At 62.8% G+C, this 25272-nt stretch carries 18 protein-coding genes and 1 pseudogene; 5 read left to right on the top strand and 14 right to left on the bottom strand.

The features are described 5' to 3' along the window. The first annotated feature begins 56 nt into the window (after positions 1-56). The gene (locus ASD31_RS23800) at positions 57-1262 is read left to right on the top strand and encodes a sensor domain-containing diguanylate cyclase (protein ID WP_056339997.1); all 1206 of its coding nucleotides are present in this window, start codon (positions 57-59) and stop codon (positions 1260-1262) included. A gap of 21 nt (positions 1263-1283) precedes the next feature. Here the strand turns inward: ASD31_RS23800 and ASD31_RS23795 are convergent, their stop codons facing one another. Next, positions 1284-2171, bottom strand: coding sequence for a tetratricopeptide repeat protein (locus tag ASD31_RS23795; protein ID WP_056340700.1), 888 nt, complete (start codon positions 2169-2171; stop codon positions 1284-1286). Positions 2172-2470: 299 nt separating this feature from the next. Then, a complete protein-coding gene (rpsU, locus tag ASD31_RS23790; protein ID WP_320409418.1) occupies positions 2471-2722 on the bottom strand; it encodes a 30S ribosomal protein S21 in 252 nt (83 codons plus the stop codon). Positions 2723-3131: 409 nt separating this feature from the next. Between rpsU and ASD31_RS23785 the strand changes: the two genes are divergently transcribed. The 4 genes from ASD31_RS23785 to ASD31_RS23770 are packed head-to-tail and all read left to right on the top strand — an operon-like array spanning position 3132 to position 8300. Further along, positions 3132-4385, top strand: a complete 1254-nt coding sequence (locus tag ASD31_RS23785; RefSeq protein WP_056339993.1) for a sarcosine oxidase subunit beta — start codon at positions 3132-3134, stop codon at positions 4383-4385. 12 nt (positions 4386-4397) lie between these two features. Beyond that, positions 4398-4742: a sarcosine oxidase subunit delta gene (locus ASD31_RS23780; RefSeq protein WP_056339990.1), complete on the top strand. Its 345-nt coding sequence runs from the start codon at positions 4398-4400 to the stop codon at positions 4740-4742. Then, complete coding sequence (locus ASD31_RS23775) at positions 4739-7732, top strand: sarcosine oxidase subunit alpha (RefSeq protein ID WP_056339987.1); 2994 nt, start codon at positions 4739-4741, stop codon at positions 7730-7732. Before ASD31_RS23780 ends, ASD31_RS23775 begins: the two co-directional genes overlap by 4 nt. Beyond that, positions 7725-8300: a sarcosine oxidase subunit gamma gene (locus tag ASD31_RS23770; protein ID WP_056339985.1), complete on the top strand. Its 576-nt coding sequence runs from the start codon at positions 7725-7727 to the stop codon at positions 8298-8300. The genes ASD31_RS23775 and ASD31_RS23770 overlap by 8 nt, the downstream gene beginning before the upstream one ends. 268 nt (positions 8301-8568) lie before the next feature. Here the strand turns inward: ASD31_RS23770 and ASD31_RS23765 are convergent, their stop codons facing one another. The 12 genes and pseudogenes from ASD31_RS23765 to ASD31_RS23710 all read right to left on the bottom strand — a co-directional run bounded on the left by ASD31_RS23765 (position 8569) and on the right by ASD31_RS23710 (position 25249). Further along, positions 8569-9648, bottom strand: a complete 1080-nt coding sequence (locus tag ASD31_RS23765; RefSeq protein WP_056339983.1) for a DUF2332 domain-containing protein — start codon at positions 9646-9648, stop codon at positions 8569-8571. Next, the gene (locus ASD31_RS23760) at positions 9641-10129 is read right to left on the bottom strand and encodes a MaoC family dehydratase (protein WP_056339980.1); all 489 of its coding nucleotides are present in this window, start codon (positions 10127-10129) and stop codon (positions 9641-9643) included. The genes ASD31_RS23765 and ASD31_RS23760 overlap by 8 nt, the downstream gene beginning before the upstream one ends. Before the next feature lie 78 nt (positions 10130-10207). Then, positions 10208-12214: a glycogen debranching protein GlgX gene (gene glgX, locus ASD31_RS23755; RefSeq protein WP_056339977.1), complete on the bottom strand. Its 2007-nt coding sequence runs from the start codon at positions 12212-12214 to the stop codon at positions 10208-10210. 244 nt (positions 12215-12458) lie between these two features. Next, the gene (locus ASD31_RS23750; RefSeq protein WP_056339974.1) at positions 12459-12695 is read right to left on the bottom strand and encodes a hypothetical protein; all 237 of its coding nucleotides are present in this window, start codon (positions 12693-12695) and stop codon (positions 12459-12461) included. Between the two features lie 767 nt (positions 12696-13462). Next, on the bottom strand, positions 13463-15091 hold the full coding sequence (locus ASD31_RS23745; protein ID WP_056339970.1) for an alpha-D-glucose phosphate-specific phosphoglucomutase: 1629 nt from the start codon (positions 15089-15091) through the stop codon (positions 13463-13465). Positions 15092-15095: 4 nt separating this feature from the next. After that, positions 15096-16535, bottom strand: coding sequence for a glycogen synthase GlgA (gene glgA, locus ASD31_RS23740; RefSeq protein WP_056339965.1), 1440 nt, complete (start codon positions 16533-16535; stop codon positions 15096-15098). Positions 16536-16538: 3 nt separating this feature from the next. Then, on the bottom strand, positions 16539-17798 hold the full coding sequence (gene glgC / locus ASD31_RS23735) for a glucose-1-phosphate adenylyltransferase (RefSeq protein WP_082520682.1): 1260 nt from the start codon (positions 17796-17798) through the stop codon (positions 16539-16541). 115 nt (positions 17799-17913) lie between these two features. Next, positions 17914-20124, bottom strand: coding sequence for a 1,4-alpha-glucan branching protein GlgB (gene glgB, locus ASD31_RS23730; protein WP_056339957.1), 2211 nt, complete (start codon positions 20122-20124; stop codon positions 17914-17916). Beyond that, positions 20121-22586: a glycogen/starch/alpha-glucan phosphorylase gene (locus ASD31_RS23725; RefSeq protein ID WP_056339954.1), complete on the bottom strand. Its 2466-nt coding sequence runs from the start codon at positions 22584-22586 to the stop codon at positions 20121-20123. The genes glgB and ASD31_RS23725 overlap by 4 nt, the downstream gene beginning before the upstream one ends. A 261-nt stretch (positions 22587-22847) precedes the next feature. Then, a pseudogene (locus ASD31_RS23720) lies at positions 22848-23691 on the bottom strand (vWA domain-containing protein); the annotation flags it as partial. 1 nt (position 23692) lies between these two features. Next, on the bottom strand, positions 23693-24123 hold a 431-nt coding region (locus ASD31_RS27135; protein ID WP_413813835.1), incomplete at its 3' end, for a pilus assembly protein TadG-related protein. A 247-nt stretch (positions 24124-24370) separates the two neighbouring features. After that, on the bottom strand, positions 24371-25249 hold the full coding sequence (locus ASD31_RS23710) for a transglutaminase family protein (RefSeq protein WP_056339943.1): 879 nt from the start codon (positions 25247-25249) through the stop codon (positions 24371-24373). Between the last annotated feature and the right edge of the window lie 23 nt (positions 25250-25272).

Raw genomic sequence — 25272 nt, 5'->3', positions numbered from 1 at the left:
GCATAATCATTGATTGCCAACCGCAATGGTTGGCGCCGGTGTTACGAAAGAGGATCATGAATTCATCTTCGCAATTCGGTTGCTCCCGGATCGGGTGCTACGCCCGGCAGCTTGATGCGGGGATCGGGTGGTTGCGGTTCCACGGCGAGATGGAGCGCGAATACGCGTTGCAGGTCGACCGGGATGAGCGCCGGCCCGCAATGGTTAGTGGGGTTTTCTCCCTGGCCTTCATCATTCTGTTCGGGATCTCCGATTTCGTGCGACTGCCGCTGGTGGAGCGTTTTCCCGATCTTACCGCCGATATGTGGGGTATTCCGGCAAGCCGGTTGGTGACAGTCCTCGTTCTGCTTGGCTGCCTGTATATTTGCCATCGACGGCAAGGGGCGTCGCGGGTGGCGCCTTTGTCGGTAGCTGCGGTGCTGACGCTTGCGGTGTGTGGGGCCGTGTCGGTCTGCCTTTACAAGCGCAACCATCTCGGCCATGCCGAGTTCGCCCAGCTTCTGTTTGTCATGGGAGCCTTCTCGCCGCTGGGGCTCCGCTTTCGTCACAGCATCGTGCTGGCAGCCGGCGTTGTGGCCATGACCTTCGCATTGCGATACTGGCTGCTGCCGATGGAACTGCATGGACAGCAATTCAACGCCATGCTGCTTCTGACATTGATCTTCTCGGCAGTCGGCGGTTATCTCCGGGAGCGTGCGCACCGGGAGCAATTCCTGTTGCGTGGCGTTCTCAAGGAGCAGGCGTCGCGCGATCCGCTGACAGGGCTTGCCAATCGGCGTGGTTTTGACGAGCAACTCGAGATGATCCGTCAGCAAGCCCGGCGGGAAAACGTGTCGATCGGCTTGCTGTTGCTCGATGTCGATTTTTTCAAGCGTTATAACGATCGCTACGGGCATCAGGCCGGCGACCTGGCATTGCAGCGTTTGGCGGCGTGTCTGGACGCCTTTGCACGCCACCCGCTCGACATGGCCTGCCGGATGGGGGGAGAAGAGTTCGCGCTTGTCCTCTACGATTGCGGGGCCGCGTCGCTGAAGGACCGTGCGGATGAGCTTTGCGCCGAGGCGAGGGAGCTCCGTATCGATCATGCCACTTCCGATATCTGCGCCTTCGTGACGATCAGTATCGGAGGTTCCTTGCTGCTGCCGCAGGAAACAGCCTGGTCCGCTCTCGATCGGGCGGACCAATTGCTTTACGAGGCCAAACGGGAGGGACGTAATCGCACCTCCGTCGAGCGTCTGCTGCCCGCCGCTGCGGTCGCATGACCGGCGCGGCGCCTTTTCTCGTCAGACCCCGGCCTTGACCCTTGCCAGTCCCGCCCGTGCCGGCTCGTATTTGGTATCGAGCGAAAGTGCGTGCGAATAGGATTTCGCGGCCTTTGCCTTGTCGCCGCGGCGTTCATAGACCAGCGCCTGGTTGGCCCAGGATTCGGCGATCTTGCCGTTGAGGTTGATCGCCGTGTTGAAATCCGCAAAGGCATTGTCGTCGTCGTTCATGGCGACATAGGAGATGCCGCGGCCGTTATAGGGCTCGGGCGAGCTCGGCGACAGCGAGATGGCGGTGGAGAAATCCTCGATCGCCTGGGCATGCTGCTTGCGGGCCTGATAGATCAGGCCGCGATTGTGGTAGGCGCGCGGGTCGGTCGTGTCGAGTTCGATCGCCTTGTTGAAGTCGTTGAAGGCCTGGTCGAGCTGACCGGCCTGCCGGTAGAGATTGCCGCGGCCGATGAAGGCGACATCGTAGCGCGGATTGAGCTGCAGCGCCGCATTGTAATCGTTCTGCGCCGCCGCCTGGTCGCCCATGTTGCGCTCGACCAGCGCCCGGTTGGCATAGGCCTGGTAGAAGCGCGGATTGAGTTCGATCGCCTTGTTGAAATCGGCAAGCGCCCGGCGGAACTCTCCGGCCCGGCCATAGGCGGAGCCACGGACATTATAGCCTTCCGGATCTCCCGGATTGGCGGCGATGACGCCCGAAAGCGAGGCGATGTTCTCATCCGACCCCTGCGCCCGCTCGACGCGCATCATGTCGCTCGTCGTGTCGCCGGTCGTGCAGCCCGACAGTGTCAGCACCGCTGCGGCCGACAGACAGGCAAAGGCGAAGAAGCGCCGATTGGAACGTCCGGCCGTCCGGCCGGTGTGATCGGAAAAATCCGCAGTCCTGGCAGTCGATGTCAAGATTGATTCCTCAATTAAGCGAAGCTTCGGGCGCACGTGCCGACCGTAAGCGGCAGATCGGACGAACATGCGCAGTTTCAGGTCGAGGAGCAAGGCAATCATGCCAAAAGGCGCTGCGCTCCCTGGACAAATATAACACGGCATGCGGGCCGTCCACACGGGCGCGCCGGTCGCATGGGGTGGATATCGGCCGCCATGCCATGAACGTCGATATCTTCGGCATCGCGTTCAAACAGAAAAAGCGGTGACGACCATGTCGTCCCCGCCCGATGTCTTGCCTGAGGCGTCAGAAGCGCGGTTCAGCGTGCCGGAGCCGCAGCAGGGCGACCGCCGCCGGTGACGATGCCAGCTTCGCGCTGTGCGCGCTTGCGGGCCAGCTTGCGAACGCGGCGAACGGCTTCGGCCTTTTCGCGGGCGCGCTTCTGGGACGGCTTTTCGTAGTAATCACGCATCTTCATTTCGCGGAAAATGCCTTCGCGCTGCATCTTCTTCTTGAGTGCGCGAAGCGCTTGATCGACGTTGTTGTCGCGGACTAGTACCTGCACGTGAATCCCGTTCCTTCGTTAGAGTGGTACGCCTCGGAAGTTGGTCACGAGGCAAAAAAATCAGGTTCGCGGAGCCCGTAGGCTTTACGATTGGAGGTGCGGATACCAGATTGCGTGTCGAAAGTCCAGTCGCGAGTTGAGAGCGACGACTGAAAATTGCCGGGTTTTCCTGTTTCCTGCCCTGATCGCATGGGTGGCTCTCATGCATGGACGGGCGTGTTCCTTCTCTATGCCGTTCTACAACTTCCCGCAAGGGCAGTTCGCGGCAAGGCCAAGTGGGTCATGTCGCAAGCCGAGCGAACAGCGCCCTTGCGCGTCGCAAAAGAAACGTTGCGGAAAGCCGGGATTTGCGATTTCTAACGGCGGGAACGAAATTCACCGGCCTTTTGGCAGGATCCACGGAGAATGAAGGCGGATGCGCAAATATTCGGTTTTTGCTGTCGCTCGAGAAGCGATGCGTGGCCACAGGGGTTGGGAGGCGCAATGGACCTCGCCCGAGCCGCGCAAGGACTATGATGTCATCATCATCGGCGCCGGCGGCCATGGGCTGGGCACCGCCTATTATCTCGCCAAGGAGCACGGCATCACCAATATCGCCGTGCTGGAAAAGGGCTGGCTCGGCGGTGGTAATACCGGCCGCAACACCACCATCATCCGCTCCAACTATCTCTATGACGAGAGCGCGGGGATTTACGACCATTCGCTGAAGCTGTGGGATGGGCTGAGCCAGGATCTCAACTATAATGTCATGTATTCGGCGCGCGGCGTGATGATGCTGTCGCACAATGTTCATGACCAACAGGTGTTCAAGCGCCATATCCATGCCAACCGGCTGAACGGCATCGACAATGAATGGCTGACGCCGGAGCAGGCGCAGGAATTCTGCCCGCCGCTCGATATTTCGCGCTCGGCCCGCTACCCGATCAACGGCGCCGCCCTGCAGCGTCGGGGCGGCACCGCCCGCCACGACGCTGTCGCCTGGGGCTATGCCCGCGCCGCCGCCGATCGCGGCGTGCATATCATTCAGAACTGCGAAGTCACCGGTATCCGGCGCAATCCCGATGGTTCCGTTGCCGGGGTCGATACCAATCGCGGCGCGATCAATGCCAAAAAGGTCGGCGTCGTTGCCGCCGGCCATACATCGGTGCTGATGGAAATGGCCGGCGTGCGCATGCCGCTGGTGAGCTATCCGCTGCAGGCGCTGGTGTCGGAACCGGTCAAGCCGATCTTCCCCTGCGTCGTCATGTCCAACACCGTGCATGCCTATATCTCGCAGTCCGACAAGGGCGAGCTTGTCATCGGCGCCGGCACTGACCAGTATTCCTCCTATTCCCAGACAGGCGGTCTGCAGATCATCACCCATACCCTGGATGCGATCTGCGAGCTCTTCCCGATCTTCCGGCGGATGAAGATGATGCGCTCCTGGGGCGGTATCGTCGATGTGACGCCGGATCGCTCGCCGATCCTCGCCAAGACTCCCGTTCAGGGCCTCTACGTCAATTGCGGCTGGGGCACCGGCGGTTTCAAGGCAACGCCCGGCTCGGCCAACGTCTTTGCCCACACCATCGCCAACGACGCGCCGCACAAAATCAACGCGCCGTTCACGCTGGAACGCTTCCGTTCGGGCCGCCTGATCGACGAAGCGGCCGCCGCCGCCGTGGCGCATTAAGGGGAACAAAAAATGCTTCTGATCTATTGCCCCTATTGCGAGGAAGAGCGGTCCGAGCTCGAATTCCGCCAGGCCGGCGACGCCCATATTGCCAGGCCGACGAACATGACCGAGATGTCCGACGAGGATTTCGAGGCCTTCTTCTTTTTGCGCGACAATATCAAGGGCCTGACCTTCGAGCGCTGGCGCCACCTGAACGGTTGCGGCCGTTTCTTCAATGCCGCCCGCGACACCGTCAGCGACAAGTTCCTGACCACCTACAAGGCCGGCCTGCCGAGACCGGATGTCAGCACGCTGCGCCCGGCAACGGAAGCCACCGTCGAAACCTATGAAGCCACGGAGTCGAACGCGAAATGAGCGGCGCCAATCGTATTTCCGGTGCAGGCCGTCTTACCCCTGCAAAGACCGCGCGTTTTGTCTTCGACGGCAGGAGCTATCTAGCGCTTGAAGGCGATACGGTGGCCTCGGCGCTTCTCGCCAACGGCGTCCACCTCGTCGGCCGTTCGTTCAAATATCACCGCCCGCGCGGCATCGTCTCGGCCGGTGCCGAGGAGCCGAACGCGTTGATCGGCGTCGAGCGCGATGTCGCCCGCCAGCAGCCGAATGTGCGCGCCACCGTGCAGGAAGTATTCGACGGCGCGAAGATCGTCTCCCAGAACCGCTGGCCGTCGCTTTCCTTCGATGTCGGGGCGGTCAACAATCTGCTTGCGCCGTTCTTCGCCGCCGGCTTCTACTACAAGACCTTCATGTGGCCGAAGCAGGCCTGGAAGCATGTCTACGAGCCGCGCATCCGCGCCGCCGCCGGCCTTGGCGTCTCGCCGACCGAAGGTGATACCGACCACTACGCCAACCGCTACGCCCATTGCGACGTGCTGGTGATCGGCGCTGGCATTGCCGGACTTTCGGCAGCACTCGCAGCAGCCAAGACCGGCGCGCGCGTCATCCTCTGCGACGAGCAGCCGGAAGTCGGCGGCGCGCTGCATTTCGACACGAGCGTCACCGTGGATGGCGAGGACGGCTTCGCCTGGGCGCAGGCCACGGCTGCCCGTCTCGCACGGATGGACAATGTCACCGTGCTCACGCGTACCACCGCCTTCGGCTATTACGCGCAGAACTTCGTCGGCCTGTCCGAGCGAGTCACCGAGCACTTGGCGAGACCCGACCGGCGGCTGCCGCGCGAGCGGCTCTGGCAGGTCCGCGCCAAGCGGGTGGTCATCGCCACCGGCGCCATCGAGCGGCATATGGTCTTTGCCAATAATGATCGTCCGGGCATCATGCTGGCCTCTGCCGCACGCACCTTCCTCAATCATTTCGGCGTCGCTGTCGGCAGGCGGGTCGGCGTCTATACGGCGAATGATTCGGCCTATGAGGCCGCCTTCGACCTGAAGCGCGCCGGCGTCACTATCGCCGCCATCGTCGACAGCCGCGAGCAGCCGAGCGAGGAGGTTCTTGCCGAGGCGCGGGCGCTGGGCATCGAGGTTCTTGCCGGCCACGGGGTCGTCGATACTTCGGGCAAGCTCAGGGTCGCGTCCATGTCGGTCGCCCGCAATGGCGGCGGCTCGGCCCGCAAGATCCCCATCGATGCGCTGTTGATGTCGGCCGGCTGGACGCCGTCGGTGCACATGTTCTCGCAGTCGCGCGGCAAGGTCGCCTATGATTTCGACACGCAGCGCTTCCTGCCCGGCACCTATGCGCAGGATTGCCTGTCGGTCGGCGCCTGCAACGGCACCAACGACCTGCAGGCGACGATCGAGGAGGCGCTTGCCGCCGGCGAGCTGATGGCCAATGCCACCGGCTTTTCCGCACCTGAGAAACTGGAGCTTCAGGGCAGCAACGCCTTTGCCTGGACCGGCGGCATGGCAGGTAGCGCCGAAGGGGCAGGCCCCGATACGACGGTGAAGGCCTTCATCGATTTCCAGAACGATGTCTGTGCCAAGGACATCCGCCTGGCGGTGCGCGAGGGCATGCACTCGATCGAGCATATCAAGCGCTTCACCACCAATGGCATGGCGACCGACCAGGGCAAGCTTTCCAACATCCATGGTCTGGCCATCGCCGCAGAGACGCTCGGCCGGGAAATCCCCAAGGTCGGCCTCACCACCTTCCGCGCGCCCTATACGCCGGTCAGCTTCGGTACGCTGATCAACCATTCGCGCGGCGATCTGTTCGACCCCACCCGCAAGACGCCGATGCACGCGCTCGAGGAAGCGGAAGGCGCCGTGTTCGAGGATGTCGGCCAGTGGAAGCGCGCCTGGTATTATCCGCGCGCCGGCGAGGACATGCACCAGGCGGTCAACCGCGAATGCCGGACCGTGCGCGAAACCGCCGGTATTTTCGATGCCTCGACGCTCGGCAAGATCGAGGTTGTCGGCCCGGATGCGGCCCAGTTCCTCAATCTCATCTATACCAACAGCTGGGACACGCTGAAGCCCGGCCGCTGCCGCTACGGCATCATGCTGCGCGAGGATGGTTTCGTCTATGACGACGGCGTCGTCGGGCGCATGGCAGAAGACCGTTTCCATGTGACGACGACGACCGGCGGTGCTGCCCGCGTCATGAACCATATGGAAGACTATCTGCAGACCGAGTTTCCGCATCTGAAGGTCTGGCTGACATCGGCCACCGAGCAATGGGCTGTCATTGCCGTGCAGGGTCCGAAGGCGCGCGAGATCATCGCGCCGCTGGTGGAGGGCATCGACCTTTCGAGCGAGGCCTTCCCGCATATGAGCGTGCGCGAAGGCAGGATCTGCGGCGTGCCGACTAGGCTGTTCCGCATGTCCTTCACCGGCGAAACCGGCTTCGAGGTCAATGTGCCCGCCGATTTCGGCCCCGCCGTCTGGGCGGCGATCAGCGCGGAAGGCGAAAAAGTCGGGGCCTGCGCCTATGGGACCGAGGCCATGCACATCCTGCGCGCCGAGAAAGGCTATATCATCGTCGGCCAGGATACCGACGGCACGGTGACGCCGGACGATGCCTCGCTGAGCTGGGCGGTCGGCAAGAAGAAGCCGGATTTCGTCGGCATTCGCGGCCTCAAGCGTTCCGATCTGGTGGCCGACGGACGCAAGCAACTCGTCGGGCTGCTTACCAAGGACCCGAAGGTCGTTCTGGAGGAGGGCGCGCAGGTCGTCGCCGATCCCAACCAGGCCGTGCCGATGACGATGATCGGCCATGTCACTTCGTCCTACTGGTCGGAAAATTGTGGCCGCTCGATTGCGCTGGCGCTGGTGGCCGGCGGCAAGGCGCGGCTCGGCGAAACGCTTTATGTGCCGATGCCCGACGCCACGATCGCCGTCGAGGTGAGCGAGATGGTGTTCTTTGACAAGGAAGGAGGCCGTATCCATGGCTGATCTTGGAGCAGATGCGACCGGCATTGTTCCGGCAACCCGTACCCTGCCGCTTGCCGGCTTCCACGGCGGTTCGGCGGCAGCGGTCTTGTCCGCGGCCGTGCCCGCGACCCGCCTTTCCCTGCGCGCCGGACCGGATGCCGTTCAGGCGCTCTCCGGTGCCCTTGGACTCTCGCTTCCCGTCCAGCCGAAGACTTCGGCTTTTGCAGACGGCCGCCATGCGCTCTGGCTGGGGCCGGACGAATGGCTGGTGATCGACGAAAACGAGGCCGACCTGATGGCGGCGGTTTCCGCAAGCGGCGCCCTGCATTCGGCGACCGATATATCCCATCGCAACACCGCCATCCTCGTCAAGGGCCGCAGCGCCGCTGCCGCCATCAACGGCGGCTGCCCGCAGGACCTGTCGCTCACCGCCTTCCCGGTCGGCGCCTGCTCGCGCACCGTGCTCGCCAAGGCCGAGATCGTGCTTTTGCGCACGGCGGAAGATGCCTTCCGCGTCGAATGCTGGCGCTCGTTCGCGCCCTATGTGTCGGGGCTTCTCACCGAGGCTGCCGAGGATGCGGGGAACTGAGGGAGGTGGGGGCTTCCGTTAAACTGCTTTAGACGAACGGAGTGCTGCCCCTCATCCGCCCTATCGGGCACCTTCTCCCCGTTGGACGGGGAGAAGGGATATGCGGCGGTTCCGTCGTTCCACTTCAATCAGTGTATCTGCGGCTATTTCTGCCAAATGTTGGGACGGGCGTCGCGCTCGGTCGTCCCCTCTCCCCGCTTGCGGGGAGAGGGCCAGGGTGAGGGGCCATGCCAAGCGCTATGCTCATCGTTGACAGCTCCGGCGGCAATCAACTCAGGGCCGGCCAGCCGGTCCATTTTATCCAGCGGCCGTGGAAATCGGCGCGGCCGATCAGGTGTTTTTTGCCGGTGGGCCAGATTTGCAATGTCAACGCGGCGCCGTCGTGTTTGTGCTCGTCGGCCTCCATCTGCAGGCGTGCGAACGGTGCGGCGGATGTGGCCCGCTCGCCGGCGGCTGCGATGAGTGTCTCGCCTTTTTTCTGCGCGGCGGCCGGCAGATATTGCCAGGCGATCGTATGATAGACCACATGGACGCGATCGGCATGGACTGGCTGCAGGCGGTGCGTCAGCCAGTCCAGCGCATCCGCCCGTTCCACCGTCTGGCGCCTGGCGGCCGCGATCGACAGGGCTTGGCGGGTGCGCTCCAGCCGGTCGGCCTGGTCGGCCCAGATATAGGAAAGAAGCCGCAGTCGGTCCTCGTATGAGGCCGGATCGAGCGGATTGAGATCGCATCCGGCTCTTTCACTGACATCGACGGCGTTTTCCGGCGGCGGCGGGCCGGTCCAGTCGGGCGCGATCTCCACGGGCGAAGACGGCGCCCCGCAGGCAAGGCCGCCAAGCCGGTAGCCATAGCGGTCCCATTGCAGGTTGAGCCCGGCGCTGGCGCCGATCTCCGACAGGACAAGGGGTTTCTGGAACAGGCTCGCAATGGTCAGGAAGCCGGGCAGGAGTGCTGCCGATCGGCGCACTTCGTTGGTCTGCGGCGCCGAGGCCAGACGGTCGAGGATGAAACCGGCATGGATGCGGCAGGCTCCGCGCACCGCTGCCCAGAGATCGGCGTCCCGATCCGCAACCTGCGGAGGGTAGACAGCCGCGAGTGCGGGATCCCTGTTCGACAGCACCAGCGCATGCAAGGCGCCTGCCAGGCGGAGCGGCACGGAATCGCCGCCGGGCGAGGGATCGCCTTTCCAGCCAAGCACGATTTGGCCGACAGGGTGATCCGCCGAGAGATTTTCTGCAGCCAGTTCGCAAAGACGGGCGGTAAAGGGCGAGCCGAGCTCAAGGCAGGCTTTTGCCTGCGCGGCAAAGGCACGACGAACAACTTCCTGCCCTTGCGCGGCCTCACCCATCCTCCGGCCGGTCCTTCGGGTCGAACTGGATGATGGTCAGCCAGGTGGCGGTCAGGGCCGGTTTGCGTTCGTTCTCGATCTCGACGCTGACTTCATAGGTGACCATCAGCATGCCGGCGCCGCGAAAGCGGGCGTCGGCCATGGTGAAATGGCCGCGCACCCGGGTGCCGCTCTTCACCGGGTTCATGAAACGAATTTTGTCGAAGCCGTAATTGATGCCCATGGTCTGCTCGCGCACCTTGGGCAGGCAGTTGAAGTTCATCGCTGACAGGAGCGAGAGCGACAGGAAGCCATGGGCGATCGTGCCGCCGAAGGGTGTCTCGGCGGCGGCGCGCGCTGGGTCCGTGTGGATGAACTGGTGGTCGTCGGTCGCATCGGCGAAACCGTCGATCATCTGTTGCGATACGATGATCCAGTCGGACACGCCCATCTGGGTGCCGATCAGAGCCCTGACGTCGGAGAGCGAAATTTCACGCGGCATGGTTTTCCCGATCCAAAATTATTCTCTTCGTCTATATGCCGTCCCGGCGGAAAACGGCAATCGATCAAGCGGCGGCTCTCACATTATTTCGACGTAAAAACCGATGGCGCGGGCGGCAATCATGCCGTTACCCGCATCGGCTACCGGCAGGAGGCTTTGCCAGCCGGCGCCCGGGCGCTCCGGCAGATGGACCGGGCGCGGCACATGGCCCAGATTGAAAACCACCGCCAGGCGGGTCGCCCGGTTCTGCACGGCGTCTCCCGTCTCAAGCACCATTGCCAGCGTGTCGGTGGCGGCATCCTCCCAGTCGGCGACGGTCATCGGCTGCCCGTCGAGCCGCAGCCATTCGACATCGCCGTCACCGGTCAGGAAGGCCGTGTTCGCAAAGACATCGAAGCGGGCGCGGATGGCGGACAGAGCCGCGGTATGGGCGACCAGTTCCTCGTCGAGCGTCGTCCAGTCGAGCCAGGTGATCGCATTGTCCTGGCAATAGGCATTGTTGTTGCCGTGCTGGCTGCGGCCGCCTTCATCGCCGGCCGTCAGCATGATCGTGCCGCGTGTCGCAAAGAGGGTCGAGAGAAGCGCCATCACATCGACGCGGCGCCTGGCAAGTATCACCGGATCATCGGTTGCCCCCTCGACGCCGTTGTTCCAGGAGTGATTGTCGTTGTGGCCGTCGCGGTTGTCCTCGCCATTGGCCTCGTTGTGTTTAAAGGCATGGGAAACGAGGTCCATCAGGGTAAAACCGTCATGGGCGGCGATGAAATTGACGCTGCGGGTGTGGGCGCCGCCATGGCGAGAAAATATGTCGGAGGAGCCGGCGAGCGCCGTCGCCAGGGCGCCGATGATGGGGCGGTCGCCGCGAAAGGCGCGGCGCAGGTCGTCGCGGGATCGGTCGTTCCATTCGAGGAAGGGTTCGGGGAAATTGCCGAGCTGGTAGCCGCCGGGGCCGATATCCCAAGGCTCGGCGATCAGCCCGCGGTCTTTCAATACCGGATCGGCGCGCATTTCCGCCAGAAGTGCCGCATCGCGGCTGAAGCCGTTTTCGTCGCGGCCAAGGATGGAGCCGAGATCGAAGCGGAAGCCGTCGATGCCGGCGGCGAGCACGAAATGGCGCAGGCTATCGAGGATGAGCCGGCGCACCACCGGATGATCGCAGGCAATGGTATTGCCGCAGCCGGTGTCGTTGATCAGGTCTCCCGGCCGACCAGCGGCATGGCGATAATAGGTGAGGTTGTCGAGGCCGCGCATCGATAGGGTGGCGCCCAGCCGGTCGCTTTCGCCGGAATGGTTGAACACCAGGTCGAGGATGGTGCCGATGCCCTCGGCATGCAGTGCCGCCACCGTGTCGCGCAGTTCGGCCACGCCGCCGGGAACGAGGCGCGGGTCGAGCGCCATCAGTGCGATCGGGTTGTAGCCCCAGCTGTTGGAGAGCCCGAGCGGCGGCAGATGTCGCTCGTCGATCCAAGCGGTGATCGGCATCAGTTCCACGGCCGAAACACCGATGCGCTTCAGATGAGCGATGATGGCGGGATGGGCAAGGGCCGCCACCGTGCCGCGCTGGTGCTCCGGCACGTCGGGATGCAGCCTGGTGAAGGCGCGCACGGCGATTTCATAGATCAGCCCTCCTGGGCGGAAGCGCGGCGCCGAGGGGTGTTCAAGCTGCTCCACGCTTTCCGGGTGTCCCACTCTTTCCGAGTAAGATGTGACGATCGCCTTCGGCACGAGGTCGGCGGTGTCGTCGCCGAGCACGGACAGTCGCGGATCGTGGCGGAAGGGGCGGTCGAGCTCGCGGGCATAGGGATCGACCAGAAGTTTGGCGGGATCGAACCACAGGCCCTCATCCGGCGCATAGGTGCCCCAGGCACGAAAACCGTAGCGCGTGCCGGGCGGGGCGTCGGTGACGGTCAGGCTGTGAACGCCATCCTCGCCGCGCTGCATCGGCTGGCGCCGCAATTCGGTGGTGCCGGTTTCGTCGAAAAGGCAGAGCTCGATGCCGGATGCGGAGGTGGACCAGACGGCGAAGCTCGTGCCCTGGTTTCCGTGCGTGGCGCCGAGGGGAGGGGGATAATGCGGGTTCGGCATCGGGCACCTGGAGAGATTGCGGCATTCGGACGGGTCCAGGGTGATTTGTCTTCGCTTTGACCCGCGTTGCAAGCGTTTTGTCTCAAGGCCGGGTCGATACCTGCTTCATAGCTGGACTTCCACCGCGAAGAGGCCTATCTTCATGACATCGACAGCAAATGCCAAGGGCGCTGTTGGCCGTGAGCGCACAAGCTTCCGCCCCAATGGAAGGAAGCTTTTGGAAGCGCTCTTCGAACCCTCTAAATCAGTTGATATCATCGAACTCGGCGACGAGTGGCTCGTTCACGTGGCGGAAAACGGTCGCCACGACATTGCAAATTTTCGGGCGCAATCCGATGCCGAAGACTATGCCGAGCGCCACAAGCAGCGCCTGAGGCTGGAGGCCTATCGCAAAATTTGATGCGGCCTGCTTGCTGCTCATCCGTCCATCCTTGTGGAGAAGGGATGTGCCGCATGGTTGGTCGTCATGATCGATCTCCATCGTCCCTCTCCCCGCCTGCGGGAGAGCGGCATGGCATCCGCAGAGACGTTCTTCTGGCGCGGCGACTTTCCTTCTCCCCTCGGGGAGAAGGTGCCCGAAGGACGGATGAGGGGGTAGCACAATATCGGTGAGACATCGTTTTCGTTGCCATGTTTTCAAAGTCTCTGTTCGTCAGGCCGCTTGGTGTGACGCGGCTTCGCCCCCCTCATCCGGCCCTGCGGGCCACCTTCTCCCCGCCGGGGAGAAGGTAGGTTCGGAGAATGCCAGCTCCCCAACGACCTCCAGCCACGCCCGGAAAATCCGTCGTGGGTTTGCTTTCAGTCACTTGGCCCGGGCGCTGCAAGTGCCGTGACTAAGTTAAACTATATGACGCCTTCCAGCGCTCCGTTCGGTATTGGTGGATGAACAATTCCGGCTTCTCTGCGGGGTTGGCGGCACCTTTTCTGGCACAGGGTGACGCTCGTCGCGACCGGATCGCTCCGGCTTCCTCAAAGGCCGCTCTCGTGGGCTGTTTGCGGGTCGCAGCGCCATTCAAAGGTGCTTTTCCCGCCGCACTTTCCTCCCCTCCGTCATCCTCGGGCTTGACCCGAGGATCTGCGGTCATTCCCATTTTCCGTGCCTGTGGTGTGGATCCTCGGGTCAAGCCCGAGGAGGACGGAGGGAGAGGAGGCAAGGATGACGGAAAGGGAGGGGGACGAGGATGACGGTGGAAAGGGCGCGCCGGAAGGCTAGCCCTGCCTTGCCGGCCAGACCAGCACGGCCGAGGGTCAGGTGATGACCGTCGGCTCGGCGCGGCCGGTGCGCTCCTTGATGCCGGCGATCTCGTCGGCGACGGCGATCAGGTCGGCGAGGGCTTCCTGGGTGTCGAAATGGTGGCGGGAGGCATCAGGCTCGTAGCGCTCGATATAGACGCGCAAGGTCGCTCCCGACGTGCCGGTGCCCGACAGGCGGAAGACGATGCGCGAGCCGCCCTCGAACAGGATGCGGATGCCCTGGTTGTTGCTGACGGATTTGTCCACCGGATCGTGATAGGAGAAATCGTCCGATGTCGCGACCTTCAGTTTGCCGAAGCTCTTGCCTGGCAGGGTGGCGAGCTGATCGCGCAAGGCGTTCACCAGGCCATTGGCGGCGTCCGCATCGACCTCCTCGTAGTCGTGGCGGGAATAATAGTTGCGGCCATAGGTGGTCCAGTGCTGGCGAGCGATGTCGATGACGCTTTCCATGCGCACCGCGAGGATGTTGAGCCAGAGCAGCACCGCCCAAAGCCCGTCCTTCTCGCGCACGTGATCGGAGCCGGTACCGGCGCTTTCCTCGCCGCAGATCGTCACCAGGCCGGCATCCATGAGGTTGCCGAAGAATTTCCAGCCGGTGGGCGTTTCGTACATGCCGATGCCGAGCTTTTCGGCGACCCGGTCGGCGGCGGCGCTTGTCGGCATGGAGCGGGCAATGCCGGCCAGGCCCTTGGCATAGCCGGGCGCCAGATGGGCATTGGCCGCCAGCATGGCCAGGCTGTCGGAGGGTGTGACGAAGATGCCCCTGCCGACGATCAGGTTGCGGTCGCCGTCGCCATCGGAAGCGGCCCCGAAATCCGGGGCGTTCTCGCCCATCATCTCCTCATAGAGGGCGCGGGCATGGACGAGATTGGGGTCGGGATGGTGGCCGCCGAAATCGGGCAGGGGAATGAAATTCAGCACGGAGCCCTTGGCGGCGCCCAGCCGGTTTTCGAGGATTTCCTTGGCATAAGGGCCGGTTACCGCGCTCATCGCATCGAAGACGATGCGGAACCCGCCGGAAATCAGGTTGCGGATGGCGCCGAAATCGAACAGCTTTTCCATCAGTTCGGCATAGTCCGCGACCGGATCGATGACCACGACCTCCATGCCAGCGACATCCTGGTTGCCTTCCACGTCGAGATTGATATCGGCGACCTCGGCGATCCTGTAGGTCTCGATCGAACGGCTGCGGGCATAGATGGCGTCGGTGACCTTTTCGGTGGCCGGGCCGCCATTGCCGATATTGTACTTGATGCCGAAATCCTCGGTCGGCCCGCCGGGATTGTGGCTGGCAGACAGCACGATGCCGCCGAAGGCCTTGTATTTACGGATGATGTTGGAGGCGGCCGGCGTCGACAGGATGCCGCCGCGGCCGACCAGCACCCGGCCGAAGCCATTTGCCGCCGCCATCTTGATGGCGATCTGGATGACCTCGCGATTGTAGTAGCGGCCGTCGCCGCCGATCACCAGCGTCTGGCCCTGAAAGCCCTCCAGCGCATCGAAGATCGACTGGATGAAACTCTCCGCATAGTTGTTCTGCTGGAAGACCGGCACCTTCTTGCGCAGGCCGGAGGTTCCCGGCTTCTGGTCCATATAGGGGGTGGTGGCAACGGTTCTGGTCATGGTCTTAGCCTTTCGCAAGAAGACTGGAATAGAGGTCGGCATAGGCCTGTGCGCTTCCATTCCAGGAAACATCCGATTTCATGCCCTGGGTCTGCAGTCTGCTCCAGACCTTGGGTTGCCCATAGGCGGTAAAGACGCGTCGCAGGGTCCGGCGCAGGCTAGCGGCCGAAACGGGCGAAAACTGGAAGCCGGTGGCGCAGCCGGCGCCAAGCGCGGCCGCATTGGCATCGACGATCGTATCGGCAAGGCCGCCGGTGCGCGCCACGACGGGTACGCAACCATAGCGCAGCCCGTAAAGCTGGGTCAGCCCGCAGGGCTCGAAGCGCGAGGGAATTAGGATCGCATCGGCGCCGGCCTGCATCAGATGCGACAGCGGTTCGTCATAGCCGACGACGATGCCGACGCGGCGCGGATGGCGGGCCGCGGCCGCCTTGAAGGCGACCTCGATCACCGGATCGCCGGAGCCGAGCACGGCCAGCTTGCCGCCGTTGCCGACGATGTCGTCGATCACCTCGATCAGGACATCCATGCCCTTCTGCCAGGTCAGCCGGCTGACGACGCAGAAGATCGGGCCGGGCGCGTCGTCGAAGTCGAAGCGGGCCGAGAGCGCCTTGCGGTTGGCATGGCGCTTCTTCAGGGATGCGGAGCCATAGGTGCCGGCGATATGGGGATCGGTCTGCGGGTTCCAGACATCGGTGTCGATGCCGTTGACGATGCCGTAGAGGCTGGAGGCGCGCGCCGTCAAAAGGCCCTCGAAACCCATGCCGAATTCCGGCTCGAGGATTTCCCCGGCATAGGAGGGGCTGACCGTGGTGATGGCACTTGCCGCCTGCAGCCCACCCTTGAGAAAGCCGACATCGCCGAAATATTCGACATAGTCGATCGAAAAAGCCTCCGGCGGCAGCGCGAGTTCGGAAAAGATCTCCGCCCCGAACTGGCCCTGGAAGGCGATATTGTGGATGGTGAGGATCGAGGGCACCGCCCGGGCCGCGCCGAAGCGCATATAGACGGGCGCCAGCGCCGATTGCCAGTCATGGGCATGAACGAGATCCGGCGTCCAATCGGCAAGCAAGCCGCCGGCGATCTCGGCAGCGGCCAGGGACAGGGCGGCGAAACGGCGGAAATTGTCGGGATAATCGCGGCCGTTGCCATCGACATAGGGGCCGCCGTCACGGTCGAACAGATGGGGCGCGTCGAGGACCAGCAGGTCGAGCCCTTGGTGATCCACGGTGAGGATGGAGGCAGGCCCTCCGAAAAGATCATCGAAGCCGGCGCGTTTCAGCGGCTTCCTGGCCTTTGCCATCACTGCGGGATAGCCGGGCACCAGCGTGCGCGTGCGGATGCCATGCGGCGCGAGCGCCGCCGGCAGGGCGCCCACCACATCGGCGAGACCCCCTGTCTTGACCAGCGGAAAGACTTCCGATGCGACGGATAGAACCTGCATGTCTCACATATCCAGTCTGTCGATCATCTTCTGCGTGATCAGGCAGATGCCGTTTTCCGAGCGGCGGAAGCGCCGGGCGTCCAGTTCCGGATCCTCGCCCACCACCAGGCCTTCGGGAATGACGACGCGGCTGTCGATGACGACATTGCTCAACTGCGTATGCCGGCCGATCCTGACATTGGGCAGGATCACGGCGCCGTCAAGGCGGGAGAAGGAATTCACCCGCACGCCGGTAAACAGCATCGAGCGGTTGAGGCTGGCACCGGAAATGATGCAGTCTCCGGAAACGAGCGAAGAGGTTGCCGAGCCGCGGCGGTTTTCGTCGTCGTGGACGAATTTGGCCGGCGGCTTGATTTCGGCAAAGGTCCAGATCGGCCAGGTGCCGTCATAGATGTCGAGTTCCGGGGTGACATGGGTGAGGTCGATATTGGCCTGCCAATAGGCGTCGATCGTGCCGACGTCGCGCCAATAGGCCTGGCGCTCGAAATCCGACCTTACGCAGGACTGGTTGAAGCGGTGGGCGACGGCTTTGCCGTGCTCGACGATATAGGGGATGATGTCCTTGCCGAAATCGCGCGAGGAGGCGGGATCGGCGGCATCGCGGCGCAGCACGTCCATCAGGAATTTGGTGTGGAAAACATAGATGCCCATGGAGGCGAGCGCCATGTCCGGATTGCCGGGAATGCCCGGCGGATCGGCCGGCTTCTCGACGAAGGCGATGATCTGGTCCTTGTCGTCGACATGCATGACGCCGAAGCCGGTCGCTTCCATGCGCGGCACTTCCAGGCAACCGATGGTGACGTCGGCGCCGGAATCCACATGCTGCTGGAGCATGAGTTCGTAGTCCATCTTGTAGATATGGTCGCCGGCGAGGATCACCATATATTCGACGCCGTGGTCCTCGATGATGTCGATGTTCTGATAGACCGCGTCGGCGGTGCCTTCATACCATTGCGTCTCGGAAACACGCTGCGAGGCCGGCAGGATGTCGAAACTCTCGTTTCTTTCCGGGCGGAAGAAGTTCCAGCCGTTCTGGAGGTGGCGGATCAGCGAATGGGCCTTGTACTGGGTGGCGACGCCGATGCGGCGGATGCCGGAATTCATGGCGTTGGACAGGGCAAAATCGATGATGCGCGCCTTGCCGCCGAAATAAACGGCGGGCTTGGCGCGACGATCGGTCAATTCCTTCAAACGGCTGCCGCGACCGCCGGCAAGAACATAGGCCATGGCGTCACGGGCAAGCGGCTGTATGCGTTTTTCCACTGATGTTCCTCCCGATTGATGGTTCCCCGGAGCGGCGCCCGTCCTTTCGGATGGCTACCGCTTCTACTCTTCTTTTCGCGCCGTTCGACAGGCCCCTCCGGCCCCGTTCGCCGCTTCAGTCCTGTTCGAACATCACCGTTGCCAGAGGCGGCAGGGTGATCGATGCGGTGATGGCGCCCGAGGCGTTTTTCGTCGCCTGGATGGCGCCGCCGTTGCCCTTGCCGCCGCCGCCGTAGATCTCGGCATCGCTGTTGAGAATTTCCCGCCAGCGGCCTTCCGTCGGCAAGGGGATGACGTAAGCTTCCCGGTAGACCGGGGTGAAATTGCTGATGACGGCGATGGTCTTTTCGCCGGGCGCCTTGCGCAGCCAGGCAAAGACCGAATTGTCGCTGTCGTCGGCGATCAGCCATTCGAAACCGTCGCCCTCGCAGTCGCGCGCATGCAGCGCCGCCTTGTTGCGATAGGTGCCGTTGAGGTCTCGCACCAGCCGGCGCATGCCCTCGTGCAGGGGATATTCGAGCAGGTTCCAATCGAGCGAGCGCTCTTCCGACCATTCGCGCCACTGGGCGAATTCCTGGCCCATGAACAAAAGCTTCTTGCCGGGATAGCCCCACATGAAACTGTAATAAGCGCGCAGATTGGCGAATTTCTGCCAGTCGTCGCCGGTCATCTTGGCGATCAGCGATCCCTTGCCGTGCACCACTTCGTCATGGGAGAGCGGCAGCACGAAATTCTCGCTGAAGGCATAGATCAGCCCGAAGGTCATGTCGTTGTGGTGGTGCTTGCGGTGGATCGGCTCGCGCTGCAGATATTGCAGCGTGTCGTGCATGAAGCCCATGTTCCACTTGAAGCCGAAGCCGAGGCCGCCCGTATGGACAGGGGCGGAAACCTTGGGCCAGGAGGTGGATTCCTCGGCAATCGTGATGATGCCCGGATGGCTGCCGTAAACCTCCTTGTTCATCGTCTGCAGGAAGCGGACCGCATCGAGGTTTTCGTTGCCGCCATATTCGTTCGGCACCCATTCGCCATGTTCGCGCGAATAATCGAGATAGAGCATCGAGGCGACGGCATCGACGCGCAGGCCGTCGAGATGGAATTTCTCAGCCCAGTAGAGCGCATTGTTGACGAGATAGGAGAAGACCTCGGCGCGGCCGAAATTGTAGATCGCGGTGTTCCAGTCCGGGTGATAGCCCTGGCGCGGGTCCTCGTGCTCGTAAAGGGCGGTGCCGTCGAACCAGCGCAGGCCATGGGCATCGGTCGGAAAATGGGCCGGCACCCAATCGAGGATGACGCCAAGACCGACCTTGTGGGCGCCGTTGACGAAGCGGGCAAAGCCTTGGGGCTCGCCGAAGCGGGCGGTCGGCGCATAAAGCCCGGTTGTCTGGTAACCCCAGGAGGGATCGAAGGGATATTCGCTGATCGGCAGGAATTCGATATGGGTGAAGCCCATGTCGACGCAATAGGGGATCAGCCGGTCCGCCATTTCGTCCCAGGACAGCATGGTGCCATCGTCGCGCAATTGCCAGGAGGCTGCATGGACCTCGTAGATCGAGATCGGCTGGCGGCGCGCATCGACCTTCGCCCAATGGGCGCGGTGGGCGTCGTCCTGCCAGTCCTGGTCGATCTCGCCCGTCGTCATCGAGGCATTGTTCGGGCGCAGTTCGGAACGGCGGGCGAAGGGGTCGGCCTTCAGCGGCAGGACCTCGCCGCTCTTGCCGACGATCTCGTACTTGTAGATCGCCCCCGTGGGAATGCCCGGCAAGAAGATTTCCCAGATGCCGGTGTCCTGGCGCAACCGCATGACGTGGCGGCGGCCGTCCCAGGCGTTGAAATCGCCGACGACCGAGACGCGCCGTGCATTCGGCGCCCAGACGGCGAAATGGAAGCCTTCCGCTCCATCATGGGTGACCGGATGCGCGCCCATCCTGTCGAAGAGGCGCAGATGCGAACCTTCGCGAATATAATAATCGTCCATAGGCCCGAGCACGGGGCCGAAGCTGTAGGGATCGATGACGGTCCATTCGCCGCCGCCATTGCTGGCCTTGTAGCGGACGGGCTGGATCCGGGTGACAGCGACCGGGCCTTCGAAGATGCCGGCATCGTCGCGCCGTTCAAGCGTGCCGATCTCCTTGCCGGCAAGCGTTTCGGCGATGACGGTTTCGGCGCCGGGGATGAAGCAGCGGGCGATGAAGCCGCTGGCGGCCGGGTGGACGCCGAGAACGGCGAAAGGGTCGGAATGGGTGCCGGCGAGGATCGCCGCGATCTCTTCCGCCGGCAGCCGTGCTGTCGGAACGGCAGGCGTGGCGGCTTTCGGCACTGAGGTCATCCGGCTCTCCAGATTTCATCGGCATATTGCCGGATCGTGCGGTCGGAGGAGAACCAGCCCATGCGCGCCGTATTGCGGATGGTTTTCGAGTACCAGCCGGGCCTGTCGGTAAAGATCGCGTCCACCTCGCGCTGGGCTTTCGAATAGGCGTCGAAATCGGCGGCGACCATGAACCAGTCGTGATTGTAGATGCCATCGACCAGGCCGGTGAAGCGGTTGCGGTCATCCGGCGAGAAAACGCCGGATGAAATGGCGAGCAGGGCCTGCGACAATTCCCGCGAGCTTTCGATGATGGCGCGCGGATTGTGGCCCTCGGCGCGGACCTTGGCGACCTCGTCTGCGGTCATTCCGAAAATCTTGATGTTTTCCTCCCCCACCCAATCGCGCATTTCGACATTGGCGCCATCGAGTGTCCCGATCGTCAATGCCCCGTTCAACGCGAACTTCATGTTCCCGGTTCCCGATGCTTCCATGCCGGCGGTGGAAATCTGCTCGGAAAGATCGGCGGCGGGCACCATGATCTCGGCGAGCGAGACGTTGTAATTGGGGATGAAAACGATCTTCAGGAGACCGTGCACTGAAGGGTCGTTGTTGATCACCCGCGCAACGTCATTGGCGAGCTTGATGATCAGCTTGGCATTGTGATAGCTCGGCGCCGCCTTGCCGGCGAACAGTTTGACCCGCGGCACCCAGTCCAGTTCCGGATGCGAGCGGATCTGGTCGTAGAGCGAAATCGCCTCGATGATGTTGAGAAGCTGGCGCTTGTATTCGTGGATGCGCTTGATCTGGATATCGAACATGGCCGAGGGATCGAGCCTGATGCCCATGCGGCTCTGGACCAGTTGCGCCAGCTTCGATTTGTTGGCCCGCTTGATGGCGGCGAATTTCTCCTGGAAATCCGGCTTGTCGGCAAAGCCGTCGAGCGCCTGCAGGGCCTCGGCATCGTCCATGAAATCGTCGCCGATCGCCTCGCGGATCAGGCCGAAGAGATCAGGGTTGCACTGCATCAGCCAGCGGCGCGGGGTGATGCCGTTGGTCTTGTTGTTGATGCGGGTGGGGTAGAGCCGGTGCAGGTCGGCAAAGACCGTTTCCTTCATCAGTTCGGTATGAAGGGCAGAGACGCCGTTGATCGAATGGGAGCCGACAAAGGCCAGATTGCCCATGCGCACCCGCCGCCCGCCGCTTTCGTCGATCAGCGAGATGTTGCGGACCTCCTCGTCCGTATGGGCCTTCTGCTTGCGCGCTTCCATGAGGATATTGGCATTGATCGCATAGACGATCTGCATGTGGCGCGGCAAAAGCCGCTCGAACAGCGGCACCGGCCAGGTTTCCAGCGCCTCGGGCAGGAGCGTGTGGTTGGTATAGGAGAAGGTGCGGCGGGCAATGTCCCAGGCAGCCTCGAAATCGAGGCCATGCACATCGGTCAGGAGGCGAACAAGCTCGGCCACGGAAACGGCCGGATGGGTATCGTTGAGCTGGATCGCGACCTTGTCGGCAAGCGAGGTGAAATCCGGATATTGCTGCAGGTGGCGGCGCAGGATGTCCTGCAGGGAAGCCGACGAGAAGAAGAATTCCTGGCGCAGCCGCAATTCCTGGCCGGCGGGGGTCGCATCGGCAGGGTAGAGCACGCGGGCGAGGCTTTCGGCCTTGTTGCTCTCCCTCAGCGCGCCGATATGGTCGCCGGCATTGAAGGCATCGAGCAGGATCGGGTCGATCGGATGGGCGGTCCACAGGCGCAGCGTGTTGACGCGCTTGCCGCGCCAGCCCACAACCGGCGTATCGCAGGCCGTGGCGATCACGCGCTCGGCCGGCTTCCAGACATAGCGGGTCAGTTCCTCATCGAGATTGACGGTTTCGACCGAGCCGCCGAAGCCGATCTCGTAGGAGCTTTCGCGCCGCTCGAATTCCCATGGGTTGCCGTGGGCGAGCCAGGTTTCCGGCAGTTCCACCTGCCAGCCATCGGCCATTTGCTGGCGGAAGAGGCCGTGTACATAGCGGATGCCGTAGCCATAGGCGGGGATATCGACCGTCGCCATCGATTCCATGAAGCAGGCGGCAAGGCGCCCGAGACCGCCATTGCCGAGCGCCGCGTCCGGCTCGAGCGCAGCGATGACGTCGATATCGACACCGAAGGAGGCAAGCGCCTCACGCAATTCGTCCATCAGGCCAATATTGGTGACCGCGTCGCGCATCAGCCGGCCGATCAGGAATTCGAGCGACAGGTAATAGACCCGCTTGGCGTCGGTCGCATAGGTCTTGCGGGTCGATTCCATCCAGTTGTCGGTGATCCGGTCACGCACCACCAGAATGGCAGCCGTCAGCCAGTCATGCGGCTTGGCGACCTTGGGGTCCTTGCCGATGCGATAGGTGAGGCGTTCGATGATTTCCTGGGCCAGCACCTCGGCACTGGAGGCCCGCGGCGCGGCGTTGGGGATTTTTTCGTTGGACAAACGCTCGATCATTGAAACAGGCTGACCCTCTTTGACGGTTTGGGAGACCGGAGGCCGAACACCAACGGGGCATATGAAACGATTTATGCACCGTTATGAAGCGCTTGCAACAGGGTTTTCATAAGTGGGTCCTTCATCCGGCGGCACTTTTCGAGTGGTTTGCCGACGGCAATCCATGGCGAGTTGCGGGATTTCCAGGGTTTGGCGAGGGCATGGAAAAGCCCGCCGGGATTGCGCCGGGCGGGCCAATGTCCAAAACCGTGTTCGTTCTCGCTATTGCGTCAGGCGAACGCTCAGTTCGGATGCCTTCTCGCCGATCGTCTTGAACGCCGCGACGAGGGCAGCGCTGTCTTCCGCCTGGAAATAATGGCTCTTGTCGGTGGCGCAGTCCTTGAGAAGGTTCTGGCCACGGGTGGGCGCCATGAAGGCGACGGCAAAGACCTCGATACCGTTATCTTTTGCTTCCCGGCAGGATTCCTTGGTTTGCGCGTCGGACGTCTTGTCGTCCGACCTTCCCTGATAGTAGTTGTTCTCGCCATCCGTCATGAACACGATGTATTTCTTCGGCGCGGTCTGGCCATTTTTCGCCGTGTGTATTTTTTCTTCCGAATTCTTGCCGGTCTTCAGCAGTGCGGTTACCGCAGCCTTGAAGGCGCCGCTTGAATCGGTGCCGCCGGTGGCGGCCAGGGCATTCACGTAATCCAGGGACTTCGTCGTGCCCCAATCGAGCGAGCCTGCCGAATCCTGCTTGTCGTTGTAGGAAACGCCGGCCGTGCGCACATAGAAGGAGGTCGGATCGGCGACCTTCAGCTGGGTCAGCAGGTTGGCGACGGCCAGTTTCAGCGAGGCGATCTTGGATACATAGCAGGGCGTCTTCCACTTGGCATTGGGCCAATAGGATTCTTCATAGACATTGCAGGACGTCTTGGTGCTGTCGATGGCATTTGTCTTCCATGCCATGGAGCCGGAGCGATCCAGAACGAGGAACATGGAAAGCGCGTTCTTCGCCTCGGCCGAGCCGAACGACTTGCTGACGGCCGCGACCTCGGCTGTATCGCGGCCGAGCAGTCGGGTCATGCCGTTGAGCGGCAGGCTGAATTTCGACTTGACGGTGACANTCGGCGGAGCCGAACGACTTGCTGACGGCCGCGACCTCGGCTGTATCGCGGCCGAGCAGTCGGGTCATGCCGTTGAGCGGCAGGCTGAATTTCGACTTGACGGTGACATCGTAGCTTTTTGCGTTTCCAAGCGCTGCCTTCTGCTCGATGATCTCGATGGACGTGCCCTTGGAGAAGGCTTCGTTGAAGGCGGTCAGTTCTTCCGGGCTCATGCCGGAGGACTTCCAGTTCTGCATCTGGGTCTTGACGAATTCCATCGCCATCAGCTTGGCCTGTGCCTGCGTGGCGGCCTCATTGGCCAGGGCCGAGGAAGCGGCCAGTGCCGCCGAGTCCGTCGCGTCCTGCAGATGGTTCTTGGCCATCATCATATTGGTGACGTCGATCGCGACGCCGCCAGAGGCGAGCAGCACCGGAAGCAGGAGCGCGGCCATCAGGCCGAAATTTCCCTGGCGGTCGCCGACCAGGGCTGAACAGGACTGCAGGAGAGTTGATCGCTTTGCCATTTTCCCCACTCGGACACGGTTATACGCTTCGATTGGGCGACCTTACCGGGGAAGTCTTTCGGCCGGGTTCACCGGCGCGGTCAAAATTGAATAGAATTTTACCGACCCTGCAAATGCGGGCTCGCGGCGCCGAAACGCTGTACGAAAAGGGGACGCCGGGGCATCCCGATACGGATCACTGCACGACGATGACATCCACCGCCTGCTCGGTTTCGTGCGATCCGTAGCTTTTCAGCACACCAATGACGGGCGCGACGTCGTCGTAATCGCGTCCGTAGCCGACGACGATATGATCGAGGCCGGCCGGAATATTGTTGGTGGGGTCGAGTTCCAGCCATCCGCAGGCGGTTCCGCCCCAGAACCGCACCCAGGCATGCATGGCATCGGCGCCTTCTAGGCGCTCCTTGCCCGGCGGCGGAATGGTTCTCAAAAAGCCGCTGACATAGCCGGCCGGGATGCCGAGGCTGCGCAACGCGGTGATCATCACATGGGTGAAATCCTGGCAGACGCCGCGCTTGAGGTCGAAGGCCTGGCGGGGTGTGGTCTCGACTTCCGTTGCGTCGGGATCATAGGTGAAATCGCGGTGGATCCGCGCGCACATGGCGGTGGCGATCTGACGGATGGTCATGTCCGGGCCGACAAGCTCCTGCGCATAGATGCCGATTGCCGTATCCTGCGGCAGGCGTGGGCTTGCGCCGAGAAAGTGATGCGGCGAATTGGCGTTGAGCGACCAGACATCGGCAATCTCAGCGGAGAGGCCGGCGAGGTCGGGGGAAAAATCGGCGGCCAGCGGCTGTGCGTCCAACTCGACACGCGCCCGCATGTCGATGACCAGGTTTTCATGGGCCTCGCGAAACAGGATCGAGGTCGAGGAATTGCCGAAGAAATCGATGCCGTCCCTGCGCTCCCGCGGCACCGGCGCGCAGGTGAGCGTGCCTTTCACCATTGTTTGGCGCCCAGGCAAGAAAAGAGGAAGCACCCGAATGATATGCCGCCCCCCGGAAACCGGGATCTCATAGGTATAGGTCATCCGCAATTTGATATCGTAGAGCATGGCATCGATCCCGGCGCAGTTTC

Origin of the sequence: Rhizobium sp. Root482 (assembly GCF_001426565.1) — a bacterium.
Taxonomy (GTDB): Bacteria; Pseudomonadota; Alphaproteobacteria; order Rhizobiales; family Rhizobiaceae; genus Pararhizobium.
This window is presented reverse-complemented; position numbering and strand designations above follow the sequence as displayed.

What these genes read in the sequence shown, in the direction of transcription:
- ASD31_RS23800 (WP_056339997.1), top strand. Translation starts at nt 57, where the DNA reads ATGAATTCATCTTCGCAATTCGGTTGCTCCCGGATCGGGTGCTACGCC.
- ASD31_RS23785 (WP_056339993.1), top strand. Translation starts at nt 3,132, where the DNA reads ATGCGCAAATATTCGGTTTTTGCTGTCGCTCGAGAAGCGATGCGTGGC.
- ASD31_RS23780 (WP_056339990.1), top strand. Translation starts at nt 4,398, where the DNA reads ATGCTTCTGATCTATTGCCCCTATTGCGAGGAAGAGCGGTCCGAGCTC.
- ASD31_RS23775 (WP_056339987.1), top strand. Translation starts at nt 4,739, where the DNA reads ATGAGCGGCGCCAATCGTATTTCCGGTGCAGGCCGTCTTACCCCTGCA.
- ASD31_RS23770 (WP_056339985.1), top strand. Translation starts at nt 7,725, where the DNA reads ATGGCTGATCTTGGAGCAGATGCGACCGGCATTGTTCCGGCAACCCGT.
- ASD31_RS23765 (WP_056339983.1), bottom strand. Translation starts at nt 9,648, where the DNA reads ATGGGTGAGGCCGCGCAAGGGCAGGAAGTTGTTCGTCGTGCCTTTGCC.
- ASD31_RS23760 (WP_056339980.1), bottom strand. Translation starts at nt 10,129, where the DNA reads ATGCCGCGTGAAATTTCGCTCTCCGACGTCAGGGCTCTGATCGGCACC.
- glgX (WP_056339977.1), bottom strand. Translation starts at nt 12,214, where the DNA reads ATGCCGAACCCGCATTATCCCCCTCCCCTCGGCGCCACGCACGGAAAC.
- ASD31_RS23750 (WP_056339974.1), bottom strand. Translation starts at nt 12,695, where the DNA reads ATGGAGATCGATCATGACGACCAACCATGCGGCACATCCCTTCTCCAC.
- ASD31_RS23745 (WP_056339970.1), bottom strand. Translation starts at nt 15,091, where the DNA reads ATGACCAGAACCGTTGCCACCACCCCCTATATGGACCAGAAGCCGGGA.
- glgA (WP_056339965.1), bottom strand. Translation starts at nt 16,535, where the DNA reads ATGCAGGTTCTATCCGTCGCATCGGAAGTCTTTCCGCTGGTCAAGACA.
- glgB (WP_056339957.1), bottom strand. Translation starts at nt 20,124, where the DNA reads ATGACCTCAGTGCCGAAAGCCGCCACGCCTGCCGTTCCGACAGCACGG.
- ASD31_RS23725 (WP_056339954.1), bottom strand. Translation starts at nt 22,586, where the DNA reads ATGATCGAGCGTTTGTCCAACGAAAAAATCCCCAACGCCGCGCCGCGG.
- ASD31_RS23710 (WP_056339943.1), bottom strand. Translation starts at nt 25,249, where the DNA reads ATGCTCTACGATATCAAATTGCGGATGACCTATACCTATGAGATCCCG.